Source organism: Lachnoclostridium sp. MSJ-17 (assembly GCF_018918205.1).
Lineage (GTDB): Bacteria > Bacillota > Clostridia > Oscillospirales > Acutalibacteraceae > Ruminococcoides.
In genome coordinates this window covers 1-21,685 of record NZ_JAHLQB010000111.1, presented here as the reverse complement: position 1 = coordinate 21,685, position 21,685 = coordinate 1, and the positions used below count along the sequence as shown (strand labels likewise).

The following is a 21,685-nucleotide window of genomic DNA, read 5'->3' as shown; positions in this document are numbered from 1 at the left end:
GTCAGCGCGGCGGATCTGCGCGACGGCGCGCAGTGGGCGATTCAGTCCGCTCTCGATAAGGCGAAAAATCAGGCTACAGCCTCAAATCCCGTGACCGTAAAGGCGGCGGCAGGCAGCTACGACCTCGGCTGGGGTCTTAAAATCTACGACAACACGACGCTCGACCTCACAGGCGTTACCCTCAGGCGCACCTTTGCGGGCAACATGCTCAGAGTCGGCAGCGAGGACAGCGTAAACTCGGGAGCTGTCGGTTATCAGTACAAGAACGTCAGGCTTCTCGGCGGCACCTACGACGGCAACAACGGCGAAAACACCATGCTAAAGGTCGCTCACGCCAAGAATTTCACCATGGAGAACGTCACCGTGCTCAACGAGCGCGAGGGTCACATGATGGAGGTCGCCGGCTGCGACGGCTTCACAGCGCGCGGCTGCACCTTCCGCGATCAGGTTCTCACTCCGCACCACGACGGATATGAAGCGATACAGTTCGACATTCTTCACCCGAAGCACGTTGTCAACTGCCGTGCCGAGGATCTGAACTGCAAAAACATTCTCGTTGAGGACTGCGTATTCGACAACGTCCCGCGAGCCGTAGGCACCCACACGGGTATTCTCAACAACCCCTTCGACGGCATAACTATCCGCAGCAACACCTTCAAAAACCTCAAGAGTATCGCGGTTCAGGGCATGAACTGGATAAACGTCGATATACGCATGAACGTTATCGAAAACGCCCCGCGCGGTATCACCGTCTACTCCGTCATGGACGACGGCTCGGGTATCTTCAAGTCCTCCGATCTCTCCTCTCTCGGCGGCACAACCAGCCACGTTTCGTCATCGTACCAGACGCCTAAGAAGGCTAATATCAACATCTGCTACAACACCCTCAAAAACGTCGGAAGCCTTGCCGACGGCTTCGCCGATTACGAGAGTCAGGGCATCGCTGTCCTCGGCAACAAGCTGGAAAAGGTATTTCCGAAGGACTCAGTTGACGGCAGCGGCGCGCTTCCTGTGGGCGACTATTACAACGACGACGTGTCGATCTACGGCAACTATGTCGATATCCGCGGCAACGGTATCCGCCTTGAGGACGTGAGAAACGCCTCCGTTACCCGCAACGAGATACTCTGCTCAAAGAACACCGTCAAGTCGGCTAACTACTACGGAATCGTTCTCCGCGACAACGCTCAGGCCGACGGCATTGAGTACAACACGATCAAGAACGCCGAGGTCAACGGCATTCAGATCGACTCATGCAAGGTCGGCACGATAAACTACAACGACATCATCTCGCCCGGCAAGTACGGCATGGGCGCTTATACAACGACTATCGGCAGCATTACCGACAACTACGTCACCTCAGCCAAGAGTGAGGGAATTACTCTGCTCTGGTCGTCGAAGGCTGACAAGATCAAGTGGAACCGCGTCCGCAGCTGCTCCGGCACGGGAATCTACGTTTCATCAAACAGCAATTCAGGCGACGTTTCGAGCAACCTGACCTACAACTGCACCTACGGCATCAACGCGCCGAACAAGGGCTCCAACTACACCTCGCCCTCATCGCTGACAAAGTTCTATCTCGAGAAGGACGGAGTTTCAATGGGAGTCGGCACCGCGTACAAGATCGTGCCCGATGTACGTCCCGTAAACGCAGTCGAAAGCTTCTCATATTCTTCCGCGAACAGCAGCATCGCTTCTGTAGACTCCTACGGCAGGATCACCGCCAAAAAAACCGGCAGCACTACCGTCACAGTCGCCTCGTCGAACGGAATCAAACAATCCTACCGCGTCGAGGTCAACAACGGCACCGGCGTGAGCTACCTCGAGCCGAAGGTTCTCGCTACTCCGCAGATCTCCGGCTTCAAGAGCACCGCTCAGGGCGTTGAGATTTCTATCGCCAAAGTCGACGGAGCTTACGGTTACAGAGCATTCTACAAAGGCTCCTCGGGCTGGAAGGCTATGGGCAACACCACAAGCACGACCTTCATCGACGATGATGTCCGCAACGGCGGCACCTACACCTACACCGTCCGCTGCATAGACGCAAACGGCAATTTCACAAGCTCCTACAACAACACAGGCTGGACTTACACCTACAACTATCAGGTTCCTCAGCTCGCGACTCCGCAGATCACCGGCTTTGAGAGCACCGACAGCGGCGTCAAGATCACATGGAGCAAATCAAACGGCGCTTACGGCTACAGAGTCTTTTACAAGGGCTCCTCGGGCTGGAAGGGCATGGACAACGTCACGACCAACACCTATACCGACGAGGACGTCAGAGTCGGCGGTACCTACACCTACACAGTCCGCTGCATTGATCAGAACGGCAATTTCGCAAGCGGCTACAATAACACAGGCTGGACTTACACCTATCAGCCCAAGCAGCTCGACACTCCGCAGATAACGGGCTTTGAGAGCACCGCTCAGGGTGTTAAAATCATGTGGAACAAGGTCAACGGCGCATACGGCTACAGAGTCTTTTACAAGGGCTCCTCGGGCTGGAAGGGCATGGACAACGTCACGACCAACTCCTACCTCGACACCGACGTAAGAAACGGCGGAACCTACACCTACACCGTCCGCTGTATTGACGCAAACGGCAAATTCACAAGCGGCTACAACAATACAGGCTGGGTATATACATACTCCTACGGCGCGGTCAACTACCCTGTATTCAACCTCTCGAACGAATCCACCGGCGTCAGGATCAGCTGGAACAGCATGAACGGCGTTTACGGCTACAAGGTATTCTATAAGAACAGCAAGGGCGGCTGGACGTCGATGGGCACTGTGACGGGCACCTCGTACCTCGACACTGACGTGAGAAAAGGCGGCACCTATACCTACACGGTGCGCGGCGTCGACAGGAACGGCAGCTATGTCACATCATACCTATCAAGCGGAAAAACAATAACATTTAAATAAAACTTAAGGAGAGACCGGATTTCCGGCCTCTCCTTTGTTATGCGGTTATTAAATTAAAGGTCAACCTTGGGAAGTCCCGCGAAGCCCTTTTCGAGGTCCTCGTCAGTGGGAATGTAGTCGGTCATTACGCCGTCGTTGTACTTCTCGTAAGCGACCATATCGAAGTAGCCTGTGCCTGTCAGACCGAAGAGAATAGTCTTTTCCTCGCCTGTCTCCTTACACTTGAGCGCCTCGTCGATAGCGACGCGGATAGCGTGGCTGCTCTCGGGAGCGGGAAGGATACCCTCAACGCGCGCGAACTTCTCAGCCGCCTCGAATACCGCGGTCTGCTCAACGGAGGTAGCCTCCATAAGACCGTCGTGATAGAGCTGCGAAAGAGTCGAGCTCATGCCGTGATAGCGGAGACCGCCGGCGTGGTTTGCGGAAGGAATGAAGCCTGAGCCGAGGGTGTACATCTTCGCGAGCGGGCAAACCATGCCTGTATCGCAGAAGTCATAGGCAAACTTGCCGCGTGTGAAACTCGGGCAGGACGCGGGCTCAACGGCGACAATGCGGTAATCAGCCTCACCTCTGAGCTTCTCGCCCATGAAGGGAGCGATAAGTCCGCCGAGGTTGGAGCCGCCGCCTGCGCAGCCGATGATGATGTCGGGCTTTACGCCGTACTTGTCGAGAGCCGCCTTGGCCTCAAGACCGATAACGCTCTGGTGGAGAAGAACCTGGTTGAGCACGCTGCCGAGAACATAGCGATAGCCCTCTGTGCTTACGGCAACCTCAACAGCCTCGGAGATAGCGCAGCCGAGTGAGCCTGTGGTGCCGGGGTGCTCGGCGAGGATTTTCTTTCCGATCTGAGTCGTATCGGAGGGCGACGGAGTGACGCTCGCGCCGTAGGTGCGCATTACCTCGCGGCGGAAGGGCTTCTGCTCGTAGCTTACCTTTACCATGTAAACCTTGCAGTCGAGGTCAAAGTATGAGCAAGCCATCGAGAGCGCCGTGCCCCACTGACCTGCGCCGGTCTCGGTGGTAACGCCCTTGAGTCCCTGCTTCTTGGCGTAGTAAGCCTGAGCGATAGCGGAGTTGAGCTTGTGGCTGCCGCTGGTGTTGTTGCCCTCGAACTTGTAGTAGATCTTCGCGGGAGTGTCGAGAGCCTTCTCGAGGAAGTAAGCGCGGATAAGCGGAGACGGACGGTACATCTTATAGAAGTCCTGAATCTCCTCGGGAATGTCGATATAAGCGTCGGTGTCGTTGAGCTCCTGAGCGATAAGCTCTTCGCAGAATACGGGAGCGAGCTCCTCTGCGGTCATGGGCTTGAGGGTTCCGGGATTGAGAAGCGGAGCGGGCTTATTCTTCATGTCAGCGCGCACGTTGTACCACTTCGTGGGGATCTCGTTTTCTTTCAGATAAATTTTATAGGGGATCTTTGTTTCAGCCATAGGGATTTCTCCTTCCAAAAATAAATATTTAAAAATAAAACTGCCCCGACAATTGCCGGGACAGGTAATTATCCTGCGGTGCCACCCTGCTTGACGCTTTCGCGCCCTCTTAACGCGTACATTCATACGCTGACCTTTGGTTACGGAAAGTCCTGTTCCGTCTCACATACTATGCGTGCCGCCGCTGTCCGGTAAAATACCGTCGCCGTCCTTAGCTCGTCCGTCCTTAGTCCGTCCGCCGTTGCGCCCGCGACCGCCCGCGTTTCTGCTCGCCCTCGGAAGTCCATTCAGTCATACATTCTCTGCCGCGATTTCACCGTCCGCGGCTCTCTTTGAGAGTAGAGGTAAGACCTACTCACTCTTCCTCATCGGTTTAACGAGTCATATTTTACACCGAAAATATCGGTTTGTCAAGTAGTTTTAGGAAAAAATCACTAATAAGCGGTCAAAAAAAGAGGGCAGGTTACCCTGCCCCGATTTCTGAGATCAAATTATGAATTAGCCTCGATGTAGGAAACAAGTGCGCCTACGGTCTTGATGTTCTCGATTTCCTCGTCGGGAACCTCAACCTCGAACTCGTCCTCGATGGACATGAGAAGGTCTACAACGTCAAGTGAATCAGCGCCGAGGTCCTCCTGAAGATCGGTGTCAACGGTGATCTTTTCCTCGTCAACGTCAAACTGCTCTGCAAGAATTGCCTTTACTTTTTCCAATACCATTATAAAATTCCTCCCTAAAAGTAATTCGTGCCTGAGATTATTAAAATCTGGACAAAGGCACAGGTTTTGTGCTACAATGGTTGCAAGCAAAATCATTTGCTACTTCAATATTATTGATAAAATCACTCTTTGTCAATATCTATTTCAAAATTTTTTTATTTTTTCTGGAATTTGCATAGAAAACCCTTGGAGAGTTGTTAGTTTATGGTTGTTAGTTGCGCTCTCCAGCGAGAAACGGAGGACTTTTTCATGTCAAAGCATTACGCCGTCATAGGTCACCCCATAGGTCACACCATGTCGCCATTTATCCACAAGCGCCTTTTTGAGCTATCGGGAGTTGACGCGGACTACACTCAGCTCGATATCGCGCCCGAAAATCTGGAGAAAGAATTTCATCAGTCTCTCTCAAAGCTCGACGGCTACAATATCACGATCCCGCACAAGCAAAGCATAATCCCCTTCCTCGACGAGCTCGACCAAAAGGCTGAGATGTACGGCAGCGTGAACACCGTCCTCAACCGTGACGGAAAAGCAAAGGGCTTCACCACCGACCCCGACGGCTTCCTCAAGGCGATCGACGCCGCGGGCATCAGGCTCGACGGCAGGATAATGATCCTCGGCTGCGGCGGAGTCGCGAGAACTATGGCTTACGAGATCGCGCTGATGGGCAAGCCCTTTGAGTTCGCAGTCCGCAGAGAGAGCGTAGGCAAGGCAGGTCTGCTCTGTCTTGATATAACCCGCAAAATCCCCGGCGCGCAGGTCAGCTTCGGGCTTATCGACCAGATCATCGGCACCGTCGACGTGCTGATAAACGCCACACCCGTCGGAATGTACCCGGACTGCGACGCTCAGCCGATACACAACTGCGCGATCGGCAGGTGCGCCAATGTTTTCGACGCGATCTACAATCCCTACGAGACCGCCCTTGTCAAGCGCGCCAAGGCGAACGGCTCGAAGGCAGAGGGAGGCATGTCAATGCTCGTATGGCAGGCTGTCGTCGCGCATGAGCACTGGGACGGCTCGACCTACGACAAGGCGGATATTGACAGGCTCTGTCTGGACGCCGCGAAGGAGCTTCTTGAAAGGTAAAATATGAACAATATAGTATTATGCGGCTTCATGGGCTGCGGCAAATCCACCGTCGGCAGGAACCTCGCCCGCAAGACCGGCAAACGCTTCGTCGACATGGACGCTTACATCGAAAAAAAGACCGGCAAAAAAATCTCCGATATCTTCGCCGAGCGCGGCGAGGACGGCTTCCGCGATATTGAGCACGAGGTCTGCCTTGAGCTCGCTCAAAAAAGCAATCTCATCATCGCCTCGGGCGGCGGCGCCTTTACCTTTGAGCGCAACGTTGAGGCGTTCAAGGGCAGCGACATAATCGTCCTGCTCGACGTTCCGCTCGAGAGGATACGATACCGCCTGCGCAACGACAAGGTGCGACCGCTGTTGCAGCGTCCCGACAAGAACAAGGCGATGACCGAGCTGTACAACAAGCGGTATCCTCTGTACAAGGCGGCGGCTGACGTCACCGTCAAGGGCAGAAACACGCCTATCCAGACCACAAACGCCGTAATGGAAGCGGTAAAGCACTTTCAGTCTTGACTACAGCGATTTAAAGTGATAAAATATTACACGGGAATATTGGGATAAAAATATAGAAAGGGATTTTTATTATGATCATTGTACTCAAACCGTCGGTAACCCCGGAACAGGTTATCGGCTTCACCACAATACTCACCTCCGACTACGGCGTAAACGTCAACCGCTGGGACGGCGTTCATTCCACCGTCCTCGGTCTGATCGGCGACACAACTCAGGTAGATATCGAATACATCGAGGCTCAGGACATCGTCGAGAGCGTTCGCCGCGTACAGGAGCCGTACAAGAAGGCAAACAGGAAGTTCCACCCCGAGAACACAGTCATCAAAATCAGCGATACTGTGACTATCGGCGACGGCAGCCTGCACATCATGGCGGGACCCTGCTCTGTCGAGAGCGAGGAACAGATCGTTGGGATCGCGCAGGACGTAAAGAAATCCGGCGCAACCCTGCTCAGAGGCGGCGCGTTCAAGCCGCGCACCTCGCCCTACGCGTTTCAGGGATTAAAATCCGAGGGTCTTGATCTTCTCAAGGCGGCGCGTAAGGCTACCGGACTGCCCATCGTCACCGAGATCATGCGCACCTCGCACATCGATATGTTCGAGAATGTCGACATCATTCAGGTCGGCGCGAGAAATATGCAGAACTTCGAGCTGCTCAAGGAGCTGGGCAAAACCGACAAGCCCATTCTGCTCAAGCGCGGACTTTCCGCGACTATCGAGGAATGGCTGATGAGCGCTGAGTACATCATGGCAGGCGGCAACTCAAAGGTCATGCTCTGCGAGAGAGGTATCCGCACCTACGAGACCTACACCCGCAACACCCTCGACGTTTCCGCTATCCCGATCATCAAGAAGCTCTCGCACCTGCCCGTTATCGTCGACCCGAGCCACGCCTCGGGCAAGAGCTGGCTGGTTGAGCCGCTCGCTATGGCGGCAGTCGCGGCAGGCGCCGACGGACTTATCATTGAAGTTCACAACGACCCGCCTCACGCCCTCTCGGACGGCGCGCAGTCGCTCACACCCGAGAAGTTCGATAAGGTTGCAAAGAAGGTATTCGCGCTGAAGGAGGCGCTTTCCAACACATGAATATAGCAGTAATCGGTCTGGGAATCATCGGCGGAAGCTTCTGCAAGGCGATAAAGTCCCACACCGGCCACTATGTTATCGGAATCAACCGCACACCTGAAACGGCGCGTCAGGCTCTCAGCGACGGCGCTATTGACGAGATCGGCACCGCCGAAAGTCTTGGCAGAGCTGACGTGATCATTCTCTGCATGTACCCGCAGGCGTGCGTCGACTATATCCGCGAAAACGGAAAATATATACGCAAAGGCGCGATAGTCACCGACTCGTCGGGCATAAAGCGCGCGATCTGTCCGCAGCTCAAGGCTCTGTCGGAGGAATACGGCTTCGTCTTTGTCGGCAGTCACCCGATGGCGGGCAAGGAAAAGAACGGCTACGCGGTCAGCGACGGCGCTCTTTACGAGGGCGCGAGCTTCATCATCACTCCCTGCGGCGCCGATGAAAAAAGCGTTAAAACTCTCACCGATCTCGCTCTCGAAATGGGCTTCGGCAGGGTGACAATGTCCGACCCCGACGAGCACGACAGAATGATAGCCTTTACTTCGCAGCTTCCGCACGTCCTCGCCTGCGCATATGTGCTCAGTCCGTGCTGCCCGAACCACAAGGGCTTCTCCGCGGGCAGCTACCGCGACGTGTCGCGTGTTGCGAACATCAACTCAAAGCTCTGGAGCGAGCTCTTTCTCGAAAACCGCGAGCCGCTGCTCGAGGAGCTTGAGGAGCTCAACAGGAACCTTGGCAGCCTTTACAACGCGATCAGACAAAACGACCGCGAAACGCTCGCACAGCTGCTTGAAAAGGGACACGAGATCAAGCGGGAATTAGGAGAATAACAATGAGAACCGTTCACGTCAGTACGGGCAAGCCGTACGATATATATATTGAAAGAGGACTGCTCGACAAGACCGGAGAGTATGTCAAAAGTCTCTCGCGCGCCGAACGCGCCGTCCTCGTAACCGACACCAACGTCGCTCCGCTCTACAAATGGAAAGTGCTGAACTCGCTCTCAGCGGCGGGCATTGAGGTCACAACCCACGTCTTTCAGGCGGGCGAGGCGAGCAAGCACCTCGGCACTGTTTCCGATATGTACAAGACCCTCGCGGACGCACACATCACGCGCAAGGATCTGATAGTCGCTCTCGGCGGCGGCGTCTGCGGCGACATGGCAGGCTTTGCGGCGGCTACATACCTGCGCGGTATCGACTTCATACAGCTTCCCACCTCGCTTCTCGCTCAGGTCGACTCCTCCGTCGGCGGCAAAACGGGCGTGGATCTGCCGCAGGGCAAGAACCTCGTCGGCGCGTTTCACCAGCCGATAGCCGTTCTTATCGACCCCGACACCCTGAACACTCTGCCCGACCGATTTATCACCGACGGAATGGGTGAGGTCATCAAATACGGCTGCATCAAGGACGCGAGGTTCTTTGAATTTCTTGAAAACGAGAATGCCCTTGATCACATTGAGGACGTTATCGAAACCTGCGTATCGATCAAGCGCGACGTTGTCAGCCGCGACGAACGCGAAAAGGGCGAGAGAATGCTTCTCAACTTCGGCCACACCCTCGGCCACGCTATCGAGAAGCTTTATAACTTCTCGGGCATTTCGCACGGAATGGCTGTGGCGATAGGCATGGTAATGCTCGCGAAGGCGGGCGAAAAGCACGGCATAACCGCTCAGGGCTCGGCGGACAGGATCGCCGCCCTCTGTGAGAAATACAGCCTGCCCACAACGGAAAGCTTCACCTTCGCCGAGCTTGCACAAGCCGCGCGCTCCGACAAGAAATCCGCCGGCGACTCGATTAACCTTGTACTGCTCAGAGAAATCGGCGACAGCTTCACACAGAAAATCGAGCTTGACAAACTCGAAGAATTCATCGCTGCCGAATAACGGGGTATAAATATGAATGTAACCATGAAGCCGTTCAAGGCAAACGGCACAGTTTTTGCGCCGCCGTCAAAGAGCGACGCTCACCGCGCGATAATCTGCGCGGCTCTCTCGGGCGGCGTCTGCACCATATCTCCTATCGCCCTCTCGGACGATATCCGCGCGACTATCGGCTGCGTTGAGGCTCTCGGCGCGACCGCGAAAATCGACAACAAAACGCTCACCGTTGACGGCACGGGCGTTTTTTCAAACAAAACAGCGACTCTCGACTGCGGAGAGAGCGGCTCGACCCTGCGATTTATGATACCCGTAGCGGCGGCAGGCGGAGTTGAATCGACATTTCTCGGCCGCGGCAGGCTGCCCGAAAGACCGCTCGGAGTTTACGCCGACGTTCTCCCCGAAAAGGGCGTTTCATTCGAAACGGAGGGCGGGCTTCCGCTGAAAATCAGCGGTCAGCTAAAGAGCGGCGTTTACCGCGTTTCCGGCAGCGTCAGCTCTCAGTTCATAACGGGACTGCTGTTCGCGCTTCCGCTTCTCAGGGGCGACAGCGACATTATTCTCACCTCGCCCATTCAGAGCGCGGGGTATATCAACATGACGATACGCACAATGGCGAAGTTCGGCGTCGAGGTCGATATTCTCGACAACGGATGGCATATCCGCGGCAGACAGCGATATGTTCCCTCGGACTACACCACCGACGGCGACTGGTCGCAGGCGGCGTTTTTCCTTGTCGCGGGCGCGGTTTCGGGCGACGTAGAGGTTCTGAACGCCAACATCGACTCCTCTCAGGGCGACAGGCGTATAGCGGCTCTCCTGCGCGAATTCGGCGCGGAGGTCATTCAGGACGGCGACAGGATACGTGTAAAAAAGTCGCCGATGAGCGCTATTGATATCGACGCGTCGCAGATTCCCGACCTCGTTCCGGTCCTCGCGGTCTGCGCGTGCTTTGCAGACGGCGTGACTCATATCACCAACGCGGAACGTCTGCGAATCAAGGAGAGCGACAGACTCAAAACCACGGCACAGCTTATCAATTCCCTCGGCGGCAAGGTCAGGGAGCTTCCCGACGGACTTGAGATAACAGGAACCGGCAGGCTCTACGGCGGCTTTGCCGAGGGCTTCGGCGACCACAGAATAGTAATGTCGGCGGCAGTCTGCGCATCGGGCGCGGCGAAAAAAATCCTCTGCACCGACGCTCTGAGCGTTAACAAGAGCTACCCCGGCTTTTACGATGACTTTGCAAAAATCGGCGGCATCGCCGAGTTATCGGAGGTGTAACATGTCCTCTGCATACGGAGATAAAATAAAAATTTCGGTGTTCGGCGAGAGTCACGGCGGCGGCATAGGCGTTGTGATCGACGGACTTCCCGCGGGCGAGAAAATCGACCTCGACGCCGTTCTTGTACAGATGGCGCGCCGCGCTCCGGGAAGGGACAAGACCGCCACTCCCCGCAAGGAGAGCGACCTGCCCAAGATCCTCTCGGGGCTGCTCGGCGACACCCTCACAGGCGCTCCGCTCTGCGCCGTTATTGAAAACACCAACACACGCTCGTCGGACTACGGCAACCTGCTTTCTGTACCGCGTCCCGCACACAGCGACTACACGGCGTATGTGAAATACAAGGGCTGCAACGATATCAGCGGCGGAGGTCACTTCTCGGGAAGGATCACCGCTCCGATTGTTTTCGCTGGAGCGGTTTGCAGACAGATCCTCGAAAAGCGCGGCGTTAAAATCGCCGCCCATATTGCCTCGGTCGGCTCTGTAAACGACAGCCGCTTCTGTCCGACGGAGATCGGCGGCGAGCTGATGAACCGCCTCAGCCTCTCGCCCTTCGCTCTTATCGACAACAGCGTTGAGGACAAGATGCGCGCTGAGGTCGAAGCGGCAAGGCTTGAGCAGGACAGCATCGGCGGCGTTATCGAATGCGCCGTGACAGGCATGCCTGTCGGAGTCGGCGAGCCGATGTTCGACGGAATCGAGGGCGCGATAGCCAAGGCTGTGTTCGGCGTTCCCGCGGTAAAGGGAATTGAGTTCGGCGCGGGCTTTGAGCTTTCGAAAATGCGCGGCTCGGCCGCAAACGATCCCTTCCGCATGAAGGACGGAAGGGTCGTCACCGAAACAAACAACTGCGGCGGTATCCTCGGCGGAATATCGAACGGCATGCCGATAATCTTCCGCGCGGCGATAAAGCCCACGCCGTCGATATCGCAAAAGCAGCGCTCGGTCGACCTAAGGACAGGCGAAAACACCGAGCTTGAGATACACGGCAGACATGACCCCTGCATTGTGCCGCGAGCCGTATCCGTCATCGAGGCGGCGGCGGCGATCGCATTGATAAATCTGTTTTAACGGAGCCGGAAATGAGAAATTTAGACGAAATCCGCGTCGATATCGACGCTATAGACAAGGAGCTGGTTGAGCTCTTTAAGCGGCGCATGGACTGCGCCAAGGAGGTCGGGCTTTACAAGCAGGCAAACGGCATTCCCGTACTCAACCGCAAACGCGAGGAGGAAATCCTCGACCGCATTCAGCAGATGGGCGGCGAGTACGGAGCCTACGCGCGGCTTTTATACGGAAACATCATGGAGCTTTCGCGCTCGCTGCAGCACAACCTCGTGCACAGCGGAGCGGCGCTGAGAGCGGAGATAATGAACGCGTCGGACACTCTCGACACGGAGAACATCACCGTAGCCTATCAGGGCATCAAGGGCGCGAATTCCCACGAGGCGGCGCTCAAGCTCTTTCCCGAAGCAAAGCTTTGCAACTACCCCGCCTTTGACGACGTTTTTGAAGCGGTACAAAGCGGCGAGGTCACCTACGGCGTGCTGCCCGTCGAGAACTCCACGGCAGGCTCCGTTTCCGCGGTCTACGACCTGATACTCAGGCACCGCTTCTTCATCATCGGCGCGCTCGACATGAAAATCGACTACTGCCTCGGCGGACTGCGCCAATCTGAGCTAGAGGACATCGAAATCGTCCGCTCTCACCCGCAGGCGCTCTCGCAGTGTACTTCATACATCGCAAAGCACGGTTTTGAGGCTCAGTCCTGCGCCAACACCGCCGTAGCCGCGCGCGACATTGCCCGCGAAAAGCGGCTCAACATGGCGGCAATCTGCCCCTACAAGGCGGCTGAGGAATACGGTCTGAAAATCCTCGACAACCACCTTCAGGACGACAAGCGCAACACCACGCGCTTTATCGTGATCTCGAAGAAGCTCTGCATTCCCGAAAACGCCAACAAAATCAGCCTATGCTTCTCGCTTCCGCACGTCGAAGGCTCGCTCTACGGGCTGCTGTGCCGCTTCAATTCGCTCGGGCTCAACCTGACAAAGATCGAGTCCCGTCCGAGCGCCGAGAGGAAGTTCGAATACATCTTCTATCTCGACTTCACCGGCAGCGTCCGCGACAACAGCGTGATCGACCTGCTCAGTCAATTAAGCGAGGAAATGCCTGATTTCAGCTTCCTCGGCAACTACTGCGAGTAACAGCTCGCCAACCTCACGCTTGCAATATTGCCGCCTCTGTGGTACAATATTTATGCGATAAAAGGAGATGGAAGCAATGAAACAATGCGAATACTGCGGCAAGGAAATCACCTATCACGAGATCTACTGCTGCGACGACTGCCAGATCAAGGCTAACCGCTTTTATGAGAGATGCGAAAAATTCTCGAAGCTCTTTACGGCAGTCAATACCGCCTGCGTATTCGGCATACCTGTCGGACTGTTCCTCATGTCCTTTCTCAGGCTGCTCGGCACCGTAGTAGCCTCGGGCAGCTGCATTATCCTCGGGCTTATGCTTTTGCTTTTTCCGTTCCCGACAGAGGGCATGATAAAAAAATTTAAAATCATCAAAGCCGTAAAAATCGTCCGAATTCTCGGAATCGCGGTGATCGTTCTCGGACTTTTCATCGCGGGAATGCTCGTGATTCTCGGCTTTTGATTATTTATGAATAAAAGCTCTTCCTCCGCGCATAATAGTTTTGCGGCATTGTATGCCCAAAAGGAGGAAAGAAAATGCTTGACAAAATCGCGCTCGCTCTGCTGATCATCGGCGGCCTCAACTGGGGCAGCATCGGCATATTCCAGTTCGACCTCGTCGGCTTCATCGGCGGCGGTCAGAGCGGAGTGGTGAGCAGAATAATCTATATTCTCGTGGCTCTCGCGGCTATCTGGTGCGTCACTCTCTTTTTCCGCGACGCAAGGGATACCTTCTTTGACGAGCCAACACACTCGGCAACCTAAAGAGACAGGCTGCGGCAAATCACAAACTTTGCCGCAGCCTGATTTTTTATACAAAAACGGCGGCTCGCAACTGAGCCGCCGTCGTTTGTCAATTAGTAAATTTTCTTTGGTTTACATTTTTTTGCCGCAGTTTCCGCTGCGCTGGGTATCGCCTGCCGCGTAGTACTGGATAGCGGTAACGTCCTTGATGTTTACGTTGCCGTCGCCGTCAGCGTCAGCAGCCTTGAGAGCGTTGCCGCTGAGGTGAACCATCTCAACAAGGTGCTTCTGGATCTCGGTAGCGTCAACGACATTGATAGTGCCGTTCTGGTCAGCGTCGCCTATGAGCGTTGTTCCGGTAACGGTGGTGACAGGCTGAGTTGTGGGAGCCTGAGTGGGAGCCTGTGTTGTCGGCTGCTCGGCGTCGGCATAAGGCGACCAATTTCCGTTATCGAAGATGTAGTTGTTGCCCGGGATTTTCAGGTTGTCTGTCTTACCTTTCTGGTTGAAGATACACATATCGTATTCCTTCGGGAAAGAAGCCTTGAAGATGGTATCCTTGTACTTGGTCATGGCAATGCCCGGCCACTTTTTGGGACCGCTGTCGGTAGCACTGCTCCAGTAGTAGATATTCGGTGTGCTGTAGCCGAGGCTTGCAGCGTTTACGTATACGGTCACGGTGTTGTTGGGATCCACGGTGGGCTTTTCAACGTGTTCGCCATTGTATGGCGTCCAGCTGTTGCCCGCCTTGAAGATCATGTTGGTTTCCTTGATCTCAAGACCCTTCGCGCCGTTAGCGGGGTATCTGCCGCTGTCACCGCAGAAGATTACAAGACCGTTAACGAGCTCGTCGGGCACGTCGTAGAAATACAGACCCGAAGTGCTGTCGTATTCCATCGCTTCGCCCGGCCACGCGGCGTTCTTGATAACATCGTCGCCGCTCTCGTCATAAACATACGCCTTGACGTTGCCCCAGTTGAGCTGAGAGTCGTCAAAGTAAATCGTGGTTGTCGCGTTGGGGTCCTTCTTATTGAACGTGAAGGACTTTGTAAGAGTTTCCACAGAGTTTGTCGCGGTCATGGTGACCTCGATAGCGGAGTCTACGGGAATACCCGCGCCGATCTCAAAGGTCTGACCGTTTGTTACGCGGAACTCAGCGCCGCCGTTTACGGAAACCATAGCGTAGTCCGCGCCGCGGAGAGCTACCGTAAGTGTTTCGGTTTCTGTTTTGAAGGAGTATCCGCCCTTGAGGCTCATGCTGATCGTGGACTGCGGGCCTGAGATAAGGATAACGCCCTGCTTGCCGGAATTAAAGGTAGCCTTGCCGTTTGTAACAACAGCGGTAGTGCCGTCGTATTCGTTGGTTACGGTTTTGCCGTTGCCGAATACGGAGGAAACGTCAACCGCTATCTGAGAGTTCGCGGGAGCGCCGATACAGCAGACAACGCTGTCTGTAACATTATCGTCCATATAGGAACGCGAGAAGGTGTAGCCTGTTGATGAATTATAGGCGGAAATCATTGAGTGGCTGCCCGCGCCTACAGCGACGTGGTTAGCGCGGAACTTGCCGACCTTCTGCCAGTGAGCGAGAAGGTCTGCGTTCTGACCGAAGTTCATGTCGCTTCTGACAGCATGACCGTCGCCGCCTACGGATACGCCCGAAACAAGCGGACGCGCGGTTTCATCGCCGTAGAAGATCTGAATGCCGCCGGGCAGGAGCTGGAATGCCGTACCCTGCCAGAAAAGATTCTGTCTTACAAGACCAGTATCGTGCGAGGAGAGGTATGTAAGCATGTTGTAGTTGGGATCGCTGTTGATATCGCCGGCGTACTTGGAGTACATTCCCTCCATTGTTTCGGGGGCGCCGAGACCGCCGGGATTAGCAGATACCTGACCTGTGATCGAGAAGTTGATCATGGAGTCAAACGCGCCGCTGGTGAAGTAGCCGTCCTTGCCGAGGCCGTGACCCCAGTGCTCGCCTGTCATCCAGAAGTCCTCGTCCCAGTTTGCGCCCTCAGCCGAGGGATTTTTCTGTCTCCACTTTTTGAGCGCCGCAACGCACTTGTTCTTGAGCTTGACCCACGAATCCATTTCAACGTGCTTGGCTGTGTCGCAGCGGAAGCCGTCGACGCCGTATTCCTCAACCCACTCGGCGAGCCATGTGGTGAGATAATCGTTAACTCTGCCGCTGCTGCCGTACTTGCTGAGCTTCTGGCTGAGGGTACCTTCCTTCTGCCACTTGGTCTGCAGGAAGGTCGGAACGGAAACGGACTCGGTGGACTCGGTGCGGAAGTCGGGAAGTCCGGCGAGCATACCTGTTACCTCGCCGCCGCCCTTCTCATATCCGGGCAGACCGCTGCGGATCCACTTGGGACCCCACCATTTGCCCCAGTCGCTGGCGCTTGACTCATAGTCGATGCATGAATGGAAGTCGTTAGCGTTGGTCAGCTGGTATAAATAATTCTTATATCCGGATTTCAGAGTACCGTAGCCGTACTCCTCCATGTCGAGCAGGTTGTTGTAGCCCGCGTGGTTCATAACGATATCCATAACTACGCGGATACCGTGCTTGTGGGCGGTGTCTACCATCGTCTTGAACTCAGCCTTTGTACCGAAGTTCGCGTCGGTCTCAGTGTAGTCGAGCACGTAGTAGCCGTGGTATGAATAGTGCGCGAAGTGCGCCGGGCTGGTATCTCCGCCGGAGGTAACGTAGCCGTGGATCTGCTCGTAGGGAGCGGAGATCCAAATCGCGTTAACGCCCATATCATCGAAGTAACCCTCGTTGATTTTCTTTGTGATACCCGCGAAGTCGCCGCCGTGGAAGGTACCGGGAGCGGTGTTCCAGCCCGAGAGAGGCTGACCGTTAGCGTCCAGAGCTCTTCCGTAGGAGTGGTCGTTCGAGGTGTTTCCGTTGCAGAAACGGTCGGTTAAGAGAAAGTACATATTGACGTTATCCCATGAGAAATCGTCAGCACTTTCAATGGAGCTCTTTCCGACCTTATCCGTATCAACGGTAACCGCGTTTGCCGGAATCGCAAACACGATCGCGCTGAGCAGCAAGGCAAGACAGAGCAGGATCGAAATAGATTTCTTGTGCATTTTCAAAACTTCCTTTCCATAAAAATTACTTCTAAATGTGCCTGTGTGTATCTCCTCCGCGCAAAAGACAGCGCGGAAAAATGGATAAGCTTTTACTCCAAAAGCTTATTTATCCCTATTTTAATTATATAGGTTAAAAAAAATTTATCAAGTGTACAATATGACGAATAACGATAACAATTTTTGTAAGAAATATCAAAGAGAATTTTTAAACAGAAAAAGCAGAGCCGAAGCCCTGCTTTCTCTGTGATTATATTAAAATAATACCCCATAAACCGTTTATTACCAGCGTCCGCCGGGACCTCCGGGCTGTCCGGGCTGATAGCCGCCTGAGCTGCTCTGTCCGAGGGTCACCGAGGTGCCGCCGCTGATCGTGCCGCCCTCAGCGTAGCCGAAGGAATCAAAGGTGCCGCTGTAGCTGCCGCCTGTTACCGACTTGCAGCTTGTAAGACTGCTGACGCTGCCGTTGTAGTAGAGCACGCCGACATTGCCCGAGAGCCTGCTCTTTACAGCCGAGAGAACGTTTCCGCTCGCGTCGGTCACGGCGATAACACTGCCGCTCGATACGCTGCCTGCCGACTTGGTGTAAACCGCGTTGCCGAGCTTGCCGTTGATATCCTCCCACATTGCGTTTGAGGAGCAGATCGCCATTACCGTGCCGCCGTTGAAGCCGACTGTGCCGTCCGCGTCAATCGCGAAGTTGCCGCCGGTTGACGGACCCTGAACTATCGTTGTGCCGCCGTTGAAGCTGAGCGCGCCGTTTGAATCGACGCCGTCGCCCGAAGCGACTACGAATACATAACCGCCGTTGATATTAATGCTGCTGTTCGAGGACGAGCCGCCGGGCTGGAAGTTGTTCTGACCGGGTCTGCCGCCCTGAGAGCTCTGATCCTGACCTCCCGCGGAGTTGATGCCGTCGTCGGAAGCGGTTACGAAAATCGTGCCGCCGCTGATGATGATGTCGTTTGCCTCGAGTCCCTCGTAGCTCTTGTTGACGGTGATCGTGCCGTCCTCAATGGTGAGGGTCGTGTCCGCGTGAACGCCGTCGTCGCCGGAGGTGATGTCAAATGTGCCGTTCTTGATCGTAATATTGCCGTTTGAATGAACCGCGTCGTCGGTGGAATTGAGAGTGAACTCTCCGCCCGTGATTGTCATGTCTGTGGTCGCCTTAACGCCCTTTCCGGTGGTCTTGACGGTGAATACGCCGCCGCTGATGTTGATTGTATCGCCGGTGATCGCCTCGTCGCCCGAGGTGAGGTCGTATGTACCCGCGGCGATATTAACGTCCGCGTTGCCGTTGATGCAGTCGTCTGTCGAGTTGATGACATAGGTTGTGTCGGCGTTGAGATTGATTGTGCTGTCGCCGTTTATACCCTTGCCTGTGGTCTCTATCTCAAAGGCGCCGCCGTTGATATCGATAGTCAGACCTGTAATGCCGTCGTCGCCTGATTTCAGGTCATAGCTGCCGCCGTCGATAGTCACTGCCGCGTTGCTGTTGATACAGTCGTCGGTCGTGTCAATGACGAAGGTGCCGCTTGTGAGTGTGATGTAGTCTGCCGCGTTAAGACCCTTTCCGCCGCCCGAGAGGTTCAGCGTCGCCTTGTCAACGGTGAGGTAGCCCTCAGACTCGATTCCGTCGCCCTGAGCGTTTACGGTGAGGCTGATGTTCTTGCCGTCGAGGGTCACATAGTCGTTCGCGTGAATGCCGTCCTTGACGGAGGTGATATCAAATACGCCGTTCTCGATGACGATGTCGTCCGAGGACGAGATGCCGTGCTTGTAGTTGCCGTTTACAACGAGGGTGCCCTTGCCCTTGATTTCGAGCGAATCGTCGCTGTGGATCGCGCCCTTTGCGCCGGTATAGGTCTCGGCATAGGCCGCGCTGTCGGTGATCGTGTTTGTCGTGCCGCTCTCGAGGGTGATGAACGCCTTCTTGCAGCGGTCAAAGTATATCGCGGGGCCGTTGGTGTTTGTCAGGCTCATGCCGCTGAGTCTGAGCTTGACCTTGTCGTTGACGTCCTTTTCCTCGCCTGTGTTGACATAGATCATGCCGTCGTCGCAGGTTCCCACGACCTCCCAGTCGCCGCCCTCTGTGATGTAAACAATGTTGCCGACGACCTCAATACCCTCGCCTGTTACGGTGATGCCGTCGTTGCTGAGGGTAATAACTCCGGTGTTTTCCTTCCATGCGTCCTCGTTGACGGCGGTGGTGGTGGGTTCAACAGTCGTTGCGGGTTCAACTGTGGTTGAAAGAGCCGCGGTAGTCGTTTCTACAGGCTCTGTGGCGGGTGCCGCCGTGGTTGTTTCAACCGGCTCAGTTGCAGGTTCTGCAGGCTCTGTTGTGACCTCAGCGGTTGTAGTCGGCGCCTGCGTTGGAACCTCTGTAGTCGCCGCCTGTGTTGTCGGCTGTTCGGTTTCAATCGGTTTGCCGATCTTGTAGCCCGTCTCGATCTCCGCCGCGTACTGCTGGATAAGAGTCGCGTCAACTACATTGACGTCGCCGTTGCCGTCAACATCAGCCGCCTTCATGCGCTCGTCAGACACGGTCGTCATTTCAGCCGCTATCATCTGAACCAGAGTCGCGTCAACGACATTAACTACGCCGTTGCCGTCAACGTCGCCGAGCAGCACCTCGTTCTCAGCCGCAGAAGCTGCAACCGGAAAGCCTGCCGTAACCAGCATCGCCGAAAGAATTGCTGCTATAAATGCTCTTTTGTTCTTCATGTTCTGCACTCCTTTGCCGAATTAATCTTTAGGGTGATTTAAGTGTAGTCAATGAAGCTTAAATTAAGCTTAAAATTTTTAATTTTTTAAAAAAAGAAAGACCTAAGGATTCAGGTCTTTCTTAATAATCGATTCATTTCAGAGAGTCTGCAAAAAAGCCGCGGCTTCGCTGAGGTAATCGCCCTCATAAGCCTCCGCCTGACCCGCGTCAGTCTTAGCGGCGAGGTCGGGGTCTATCGGGAGCTTCGCGAGAACGCGCGTGTCGTGGTTAGCGGCGATCTCGTCGATGTGGCTGTCGCCGAATACGGAGTGTTTCTTTCCGCAGTCGGGGCATACAAAGTAGCTCATGTTCTCAACAAGACCGAGCAGCGGCACATTCATCATCTCAGCCATCTTGACCGCCTTTTCGACTATCATCGAAACAAGCTCCTGCGGAGAAGCTACGACGATGATTCCGTCAAGCGGCAGGCTCTGGAAAACCGTCAGCGGGATATCTCCTGTTCCCGGAGGCATATCGACGAACATATAGTCAACGTCGTTCCAAAGCACGTCCGTCCAGAACTGCTTGAGAGTGCCGACGATCATCGGCGAACGCCATACAACGGGGTCGGTCTCTTCTTTGAGGAGGAGGTTTATCGACATAAGCTCGATGCCTGTCTCCGTAATCGCGGGCAGGATTCCGAGGTCGCTGCCCTTTGCCTTCTCGTGAACTCCGAACGCCTTGGGTATTGACGGACCCGTGATATCCGCGTCGAGAATCGCGGTTTTGAACCCTCTGCGGTTCATGGCAACGGCAAGCTGCGAGGTCACCATGCTCTTGCCTACGCCGCCCTTGCCCGAAACAACGCCGATGACGTGCTTAACGGTGCTGTACTGATTAAGCGGCTCGTGTAAATCCTGCTCTCCGCCGCAGCTTTGGCTGCAGCTGCTGCAATCATGATTGCATCCCATATTTCTTCCTCTTTTCAATATAATACTGCTGCCGCGAATAACTTTGCGGCGTTAAATTATATTATACCACGTTTTTGTATCAATAACAAGACCCTGCGCCGCGCAAAAGGAAAAGAGCGGACGTCTGCCCGCTCAAAAAAAACTGAAAATTATTCCTCTGTTGCTTCCTCAACGGGATCAGCGGTTTCCTCGGCTGCCTCAAGGGTCTCCTCGGGAGTTTCCTCTGTGACTTCAACAGGTTCCTCAGCGCTCTCACTCTCGAGAATGTCGGCTTCTACGCCGCCCTCAAGTACCTCGGGAGTTGTGTCCTCCTCGTTTTCCCCGGCGAGCTCAAAGCCGCTGAAGAAGGTGTAGGGAATTCCGTAGCCGAACGCGATAGCCGCAAGAGCCGTGATGATGCTGACGGTGCCGCCGCTGCCCGCGAAGATGTTGTTGAGGGGCATGAACTTTGCGACAGACGCTACCATGATGTAGAGCGAGGGAAGAACCATCACGATCAGGGTAACGGGTGAAAAACGCTTGACGGGCTTGCCGTCGCCGACTCTTGTCGCATAGAACACCAACAGACCGAATACCGCGTAGATGCAGATATTGATTACGGTGCCGAGAGTGGCGTCGAGGTTAGCGGTGAACTGTGTGAAGAAATGCGCGCAGACGATGAACGCGAGAATCAGAAAAGCGGAAAAGAAAAGATTTACGGTTTCTTTTTTATTGGGTTTTTTCAAAACAAATACCTCCAAATATCATAATTGTGTATATTGTAACACATTACCATGATAAATGCAAGCCCAAATCCGCGCACGCAAAAAGGCAATGACCAAGCATTGCTCAATCATTGCCTTTGTGATTAAATTAATTTGCAGGTATAGCTTAAATACAGATTATTAAGCTTATTAGTCCTCATTAGCTTCAACTAAAACGGTGATCTTAGCGCCGGTCTTCTTGATGGTATCCCAGCCTGTGAGATCAAGGCGGAGAGTTACATCGAAGGTCTCGTCCTCGGACTCATAGTTGAGGAGAGCGTTGTCGCCGTTGTAA

Annotated in this window: 17 protein-coding genes; 11 read left to right on the top strand and 6 right to left on the bottom strand. The window is 54.7% G+C overall.

Annotation, left to right across the window (positions count from 1 at the left end):
* The coding region (locus tag KQI64_RS09200; protein ID WP_216524437.1) for a right-handed parallel beta-helix repeat-containing protein at positions 1-2,928 on the top strand (2,928 nt) is incomplete at its 5' end.
* Positions 2,929-2,981: 53 nt separating this feature from the next.
* Here the strand turns inward: KQI64_RS09200 and KQI64_RS09195 are convergent.
* The gene (locus KQI64_RS09195) at positions 2,982-4,358 is read right to left on the bottom strand and encodes a TrpB-like pyridoxal phosphate-dependent enzyme (RefSeq protein WP_216524436.1); all 1,377 of its coding nucleotides are present in this window, start codon (positions 4,356-4,358) and stop codon (positions 2,982-2,984) included.
* A 491-nt stretch (positions 4,359-4,849) separates the two neighbouring features.
* Positions 4,850-5,077, bottom strand: a complete 228-nt coding sequence (gene acpP, locus KQI64_RS09190; protein ID WP_216524434.1) for an acyl carrier protein — start codon at positions 5,075-5,077, stop codon at positions 4,850-4,852.
* Positions 5,078-5,326: 249 nt separating this feature from the next.
* Here acpP and KQI64_RS09185 point away from each other — a divergent pair, with 249 nt between their 5' ends.
* The 10 genes from KQI64_RS09185 (at position 5,327) to KQI64_RS09140 (ending at position 13,894) form a co-directional block, all read left to right on the top strand.
* Entirely contained in the window at positions 5,327-6,166 is an 840-nt protein-coding gene (locus KQI64_RS09185; RefSeq protein WP_216524433.1) for a shikimate dehydrogenase family protein, read from the top strand.
* A 3-nt stretch (positions 6,167-6,169) separates the two neighbouring features.
* Positions 6,170-6,682 carry a shikimate kinase gene (locus KQI64_RS09180; RefSeq protein WP_216524431.1) on the top strand — a complete coding sequence of 171 codons (513 nt, stop codon included), beginning with the start codon at positions 6,170-6,172 and terminating at the stop codon, positions 6,680-6,682.
* Positions 6,683-6,753: 71 nt separating this feature from the next.
* Positions 6,754-7,767, top strand: coding sequence for a 3-deoxy-7-phosphoheptulonate synthase (gene aroF, locus KQI64_RS09175; protein ID WP_216524429.1), 1,014 nt, complete (start codon positions 6,754-6,756; stop codon positions 7,765-7,767).
* Positions 7,764-8,594 (top strand): prephenate dehydrogenase, encoded by an 831-nt coding sequence (locus tag KQI64_RS09170; protein WP_216524427.1) that lies wholly within the window; start codon positions 7,764-7,766, stop codon positions 8,592-8,594. The genes aroF and KQI64_RS09170 overlap by 4 nt, the downstream gene beginning before the upstream one ends.
* 2 nt (positions 8,595-8,596) lie before the next feature.
* On the top strand, positions 8,597-9,649 hold the full coding sequence (gene aroB / locus KQI64_RS09165; protein ID WP_216524423.1) for a 3-dehydroquinate synthase: 1,053 nt from the start codon (positions 8,597-8,599) through the stop codon (positions 9,647-9,649).
* A 12-nt stretch (positions 9,650-9,661) separates the two neighbouring features.
* On the top strand, positions 9,662-10,927 hold the full coding sequence (gene aroA, locus KQI64_RS09160) for a 3-phosphoshikimate 1-carboxyvinyltransferase (protein ID WP_216524422.1): 1,266 nt from the start codon (positions 9,662-9,664) through the stop codon (positions 10,925-10,927).
* Position 10,928: 1 nt separating this feature from the next.
* On the top strand, positions 10,929-11,999 hold the full coding sequence (gene aroC, locus KQI64_RS09155; protein WP_216524421.1) for a chorismate synthase: 1,071 nt from the start codon (positions 10,929-10,931) through the stop codon (positions 11,997-11,999).
* 11 nt (positions 12,000-12,010) lie between these two features.
* Positions 12,011-13,135, top strand: coding sequence for a prephenate dehydratase (gene pheA, locus KQI64_RS09150; protein WP_216524419.1), 1,125 nt, complete (start codon positions 12,011-12,013; stop codon positions 13,133-13,135).
* Positions 13,136-13,211: 76 nt separating this feature from the next.
* Positions 13,212-13,592 carry a hypothetical protein gene (locus KQI64_RS09145; RefSeq protein ID WP_216524417.1) on the top strand — a complete coding sequence of 127 codons (381 nt, stop codon included), beginning with the start codon at positions 13,212-13,214 and terminating at the stop codon, positions 13,590-13,592.
* 74 nt (positions 13,593-13,666) lie between these two features.
* On the top strand, positions 13,667-13,894 hold the full coding sequence (locus tag KQI64_RS09140) for a DUF378 domain-containing protein (RefSeq protein WP_216524416.1): 228 nt from the start codon (positions 13,667-13,669) through the stop codon (positions 13,892-13,894).
* Positions 13,895-14,005: 111 nt separating this feature from the next.
* On the opposite strand, the gene KQI64_RS09135 is transcribed toward KQI64_RS09140, so the two are convergent.
* From KQI64_RS09135 to KQI64_RS09120, 4 genes are all read right to left on the bottom strand, one after another.
* On the bottom strand, positions 14,006-16,972 hold the full coding sequence (locus KQI64_RS09135) for an alpha-amylase family glycosyl hydrolase (RefSeq protein ID WP_216524414.1): 2,967 nt from the start codon (positions 16,970-16,972) through the stop codon (positions 14,006-14,008).
* Between the two features lie 282 nt (positions 16,973-17,254).
* Positions 17,255-19,696, bottom strand: coding sequence for a carbohydrate-binding domain-containing protein (locus tag KQI64_RS09130; protein WP_216524413.1), 2,442 nt, complete (start codon positions 19,694-19,696; stop codon positions 17,255-17,257).
* A 138-nt stretch (positions 19,697-19,834) separates the two neighbouring features.
* The gene (locus KQI64_RS09125; RefSeq protein WP_216524412.1) at positions 19,835-20,647 is read right to left on the bottom strand and encodes an Mrp/NBP35 family ATP-binding protein; all 813 of its coding nucleotides are present in this window, start codon (positions 20,645-20,647) and stop codon (positions 19,835-19,837) included.
* A gap of 149 nt (positions 20,648-20,796) precedes the next feature.
* Positions 20,797-21,372 carry a hypothetical protein gene (locus tag KQI64_RS09120; protein WP_216524410.1) on the bottom strand — a complete coding sequence of 192 codons (576 nt, stop codon included), beginning with the start codon at positions 21,370-21,372 and terminating at the stop codon, positions 20,797-20,799.
* Between the last annotated feature and the right edge of the window lie 313 nt (positions 21,373-21,685).

Excerpts from the sequence above, each read along its gene's own strand:
- acpP (WP_216524434.1), bottom strand. The coding sequence starts at position 5,077 with ATGGTATTGGAAAAAGTAAAGGCAATTCTTGCAGAGCAGTTTGACGTT.
- KQI64_RS09180 (WP_216524431.1), top strand. The coding sequence starts at position 6,170 with ATGAACAATATAGTATTATGCGGCTTCATGGGCTGCGGCAAATCCACC.
- aroF (WP_216524429.1), top strand. The coding sequence starts at position 6,754 with ATGATCATTGTACTCAAACCGTCGGTAACCCCGGAACAGGTTATCGGC.
- KQI64_RS09145 (WP_216524417.1), top strand. The coding sequence starts at position 13,212 with ATGAAACAATGCGAATACTGCGGCAAGGAAATCACCTATCACGAGATC.
- pheA (WP_216524419.1), top strand. The coding sequence starts at position 12,011 with ATGAGAAATTTAGACGAAATCCGCGTCGATATCGACGCTATAGACAAG.
- KQI64_RS09140 (WP_216524416.1), top strand. The coding sequence starts at position 13,667 with ATGCTTGACAAAATCGCGCTCGCTCTGCTGATCATCGGCGGCCTCAAC.
- aroB (WP_216524423.1), top strand. The coding sequence starts at position 8,597 with ATGAGAACCGTTCACGTCAGTACGGGCAAGCCGTACGATATATATATT.
- KQI64_RS09195 (WP_216524436.1), bottom strand. The coding sequence starts at position 4,358 with ATGGCTGAAACAAAGATCCCCTATAAAATTTATCTGAAAGAAAACGAG.
- aroC (WP_216524421.1), top strand. The coding sequence starts at position 10,929 with ATGTCCTCTGCATACGGAGATAAAATAAAAATTTCGGTGTTCGGCGAG.
- KQI64_RS09135 (WP_216524414.1), bottom strand. The coding sequence starts at position 16,972 with ATGCACAAGAAATCTATTTCGATCCTGCTCTGTCTTGCCTTGCTGCTC.
- KQI64_RS09185 (WP_216524433.1), top strand. The coding sequence starts at position 5,327 with ATGTCAAAGCATTACGCCGTCATAGGTCACCCCATAGGTCACACCATG.
- KQI64_RS09170 (WP_216524427.1), top strand. The coding sequence starts at position 7,764 with ATGAATATAGCAGTAATCGGTCTGGGAATCATCGGCGGAAGCTTCTGC.
- aroA (WP_216524422.1), top strand. The coding sequence starts at position 9,662 with ATGAATGTAACCATGAAGCCGTTCAAGGCAAACGGCACAGTTTTTGCG.
- KQI64_RS09125 (WP_216524412.1), bottom strand. The coding sequence starts at position 20,647 with ATGGGATGCAATCATGATTGCAGCAGCTGCAGCCAAAGCTGCGGCGGA.
- KQI64_RS09130 (WP_216524413.1), bottom strand. The coding sequence starts at position 19,696 with ATGAAGAACAAAAGAGCATTTATAGCAGCAATTCTTTCGGCGATGCTG.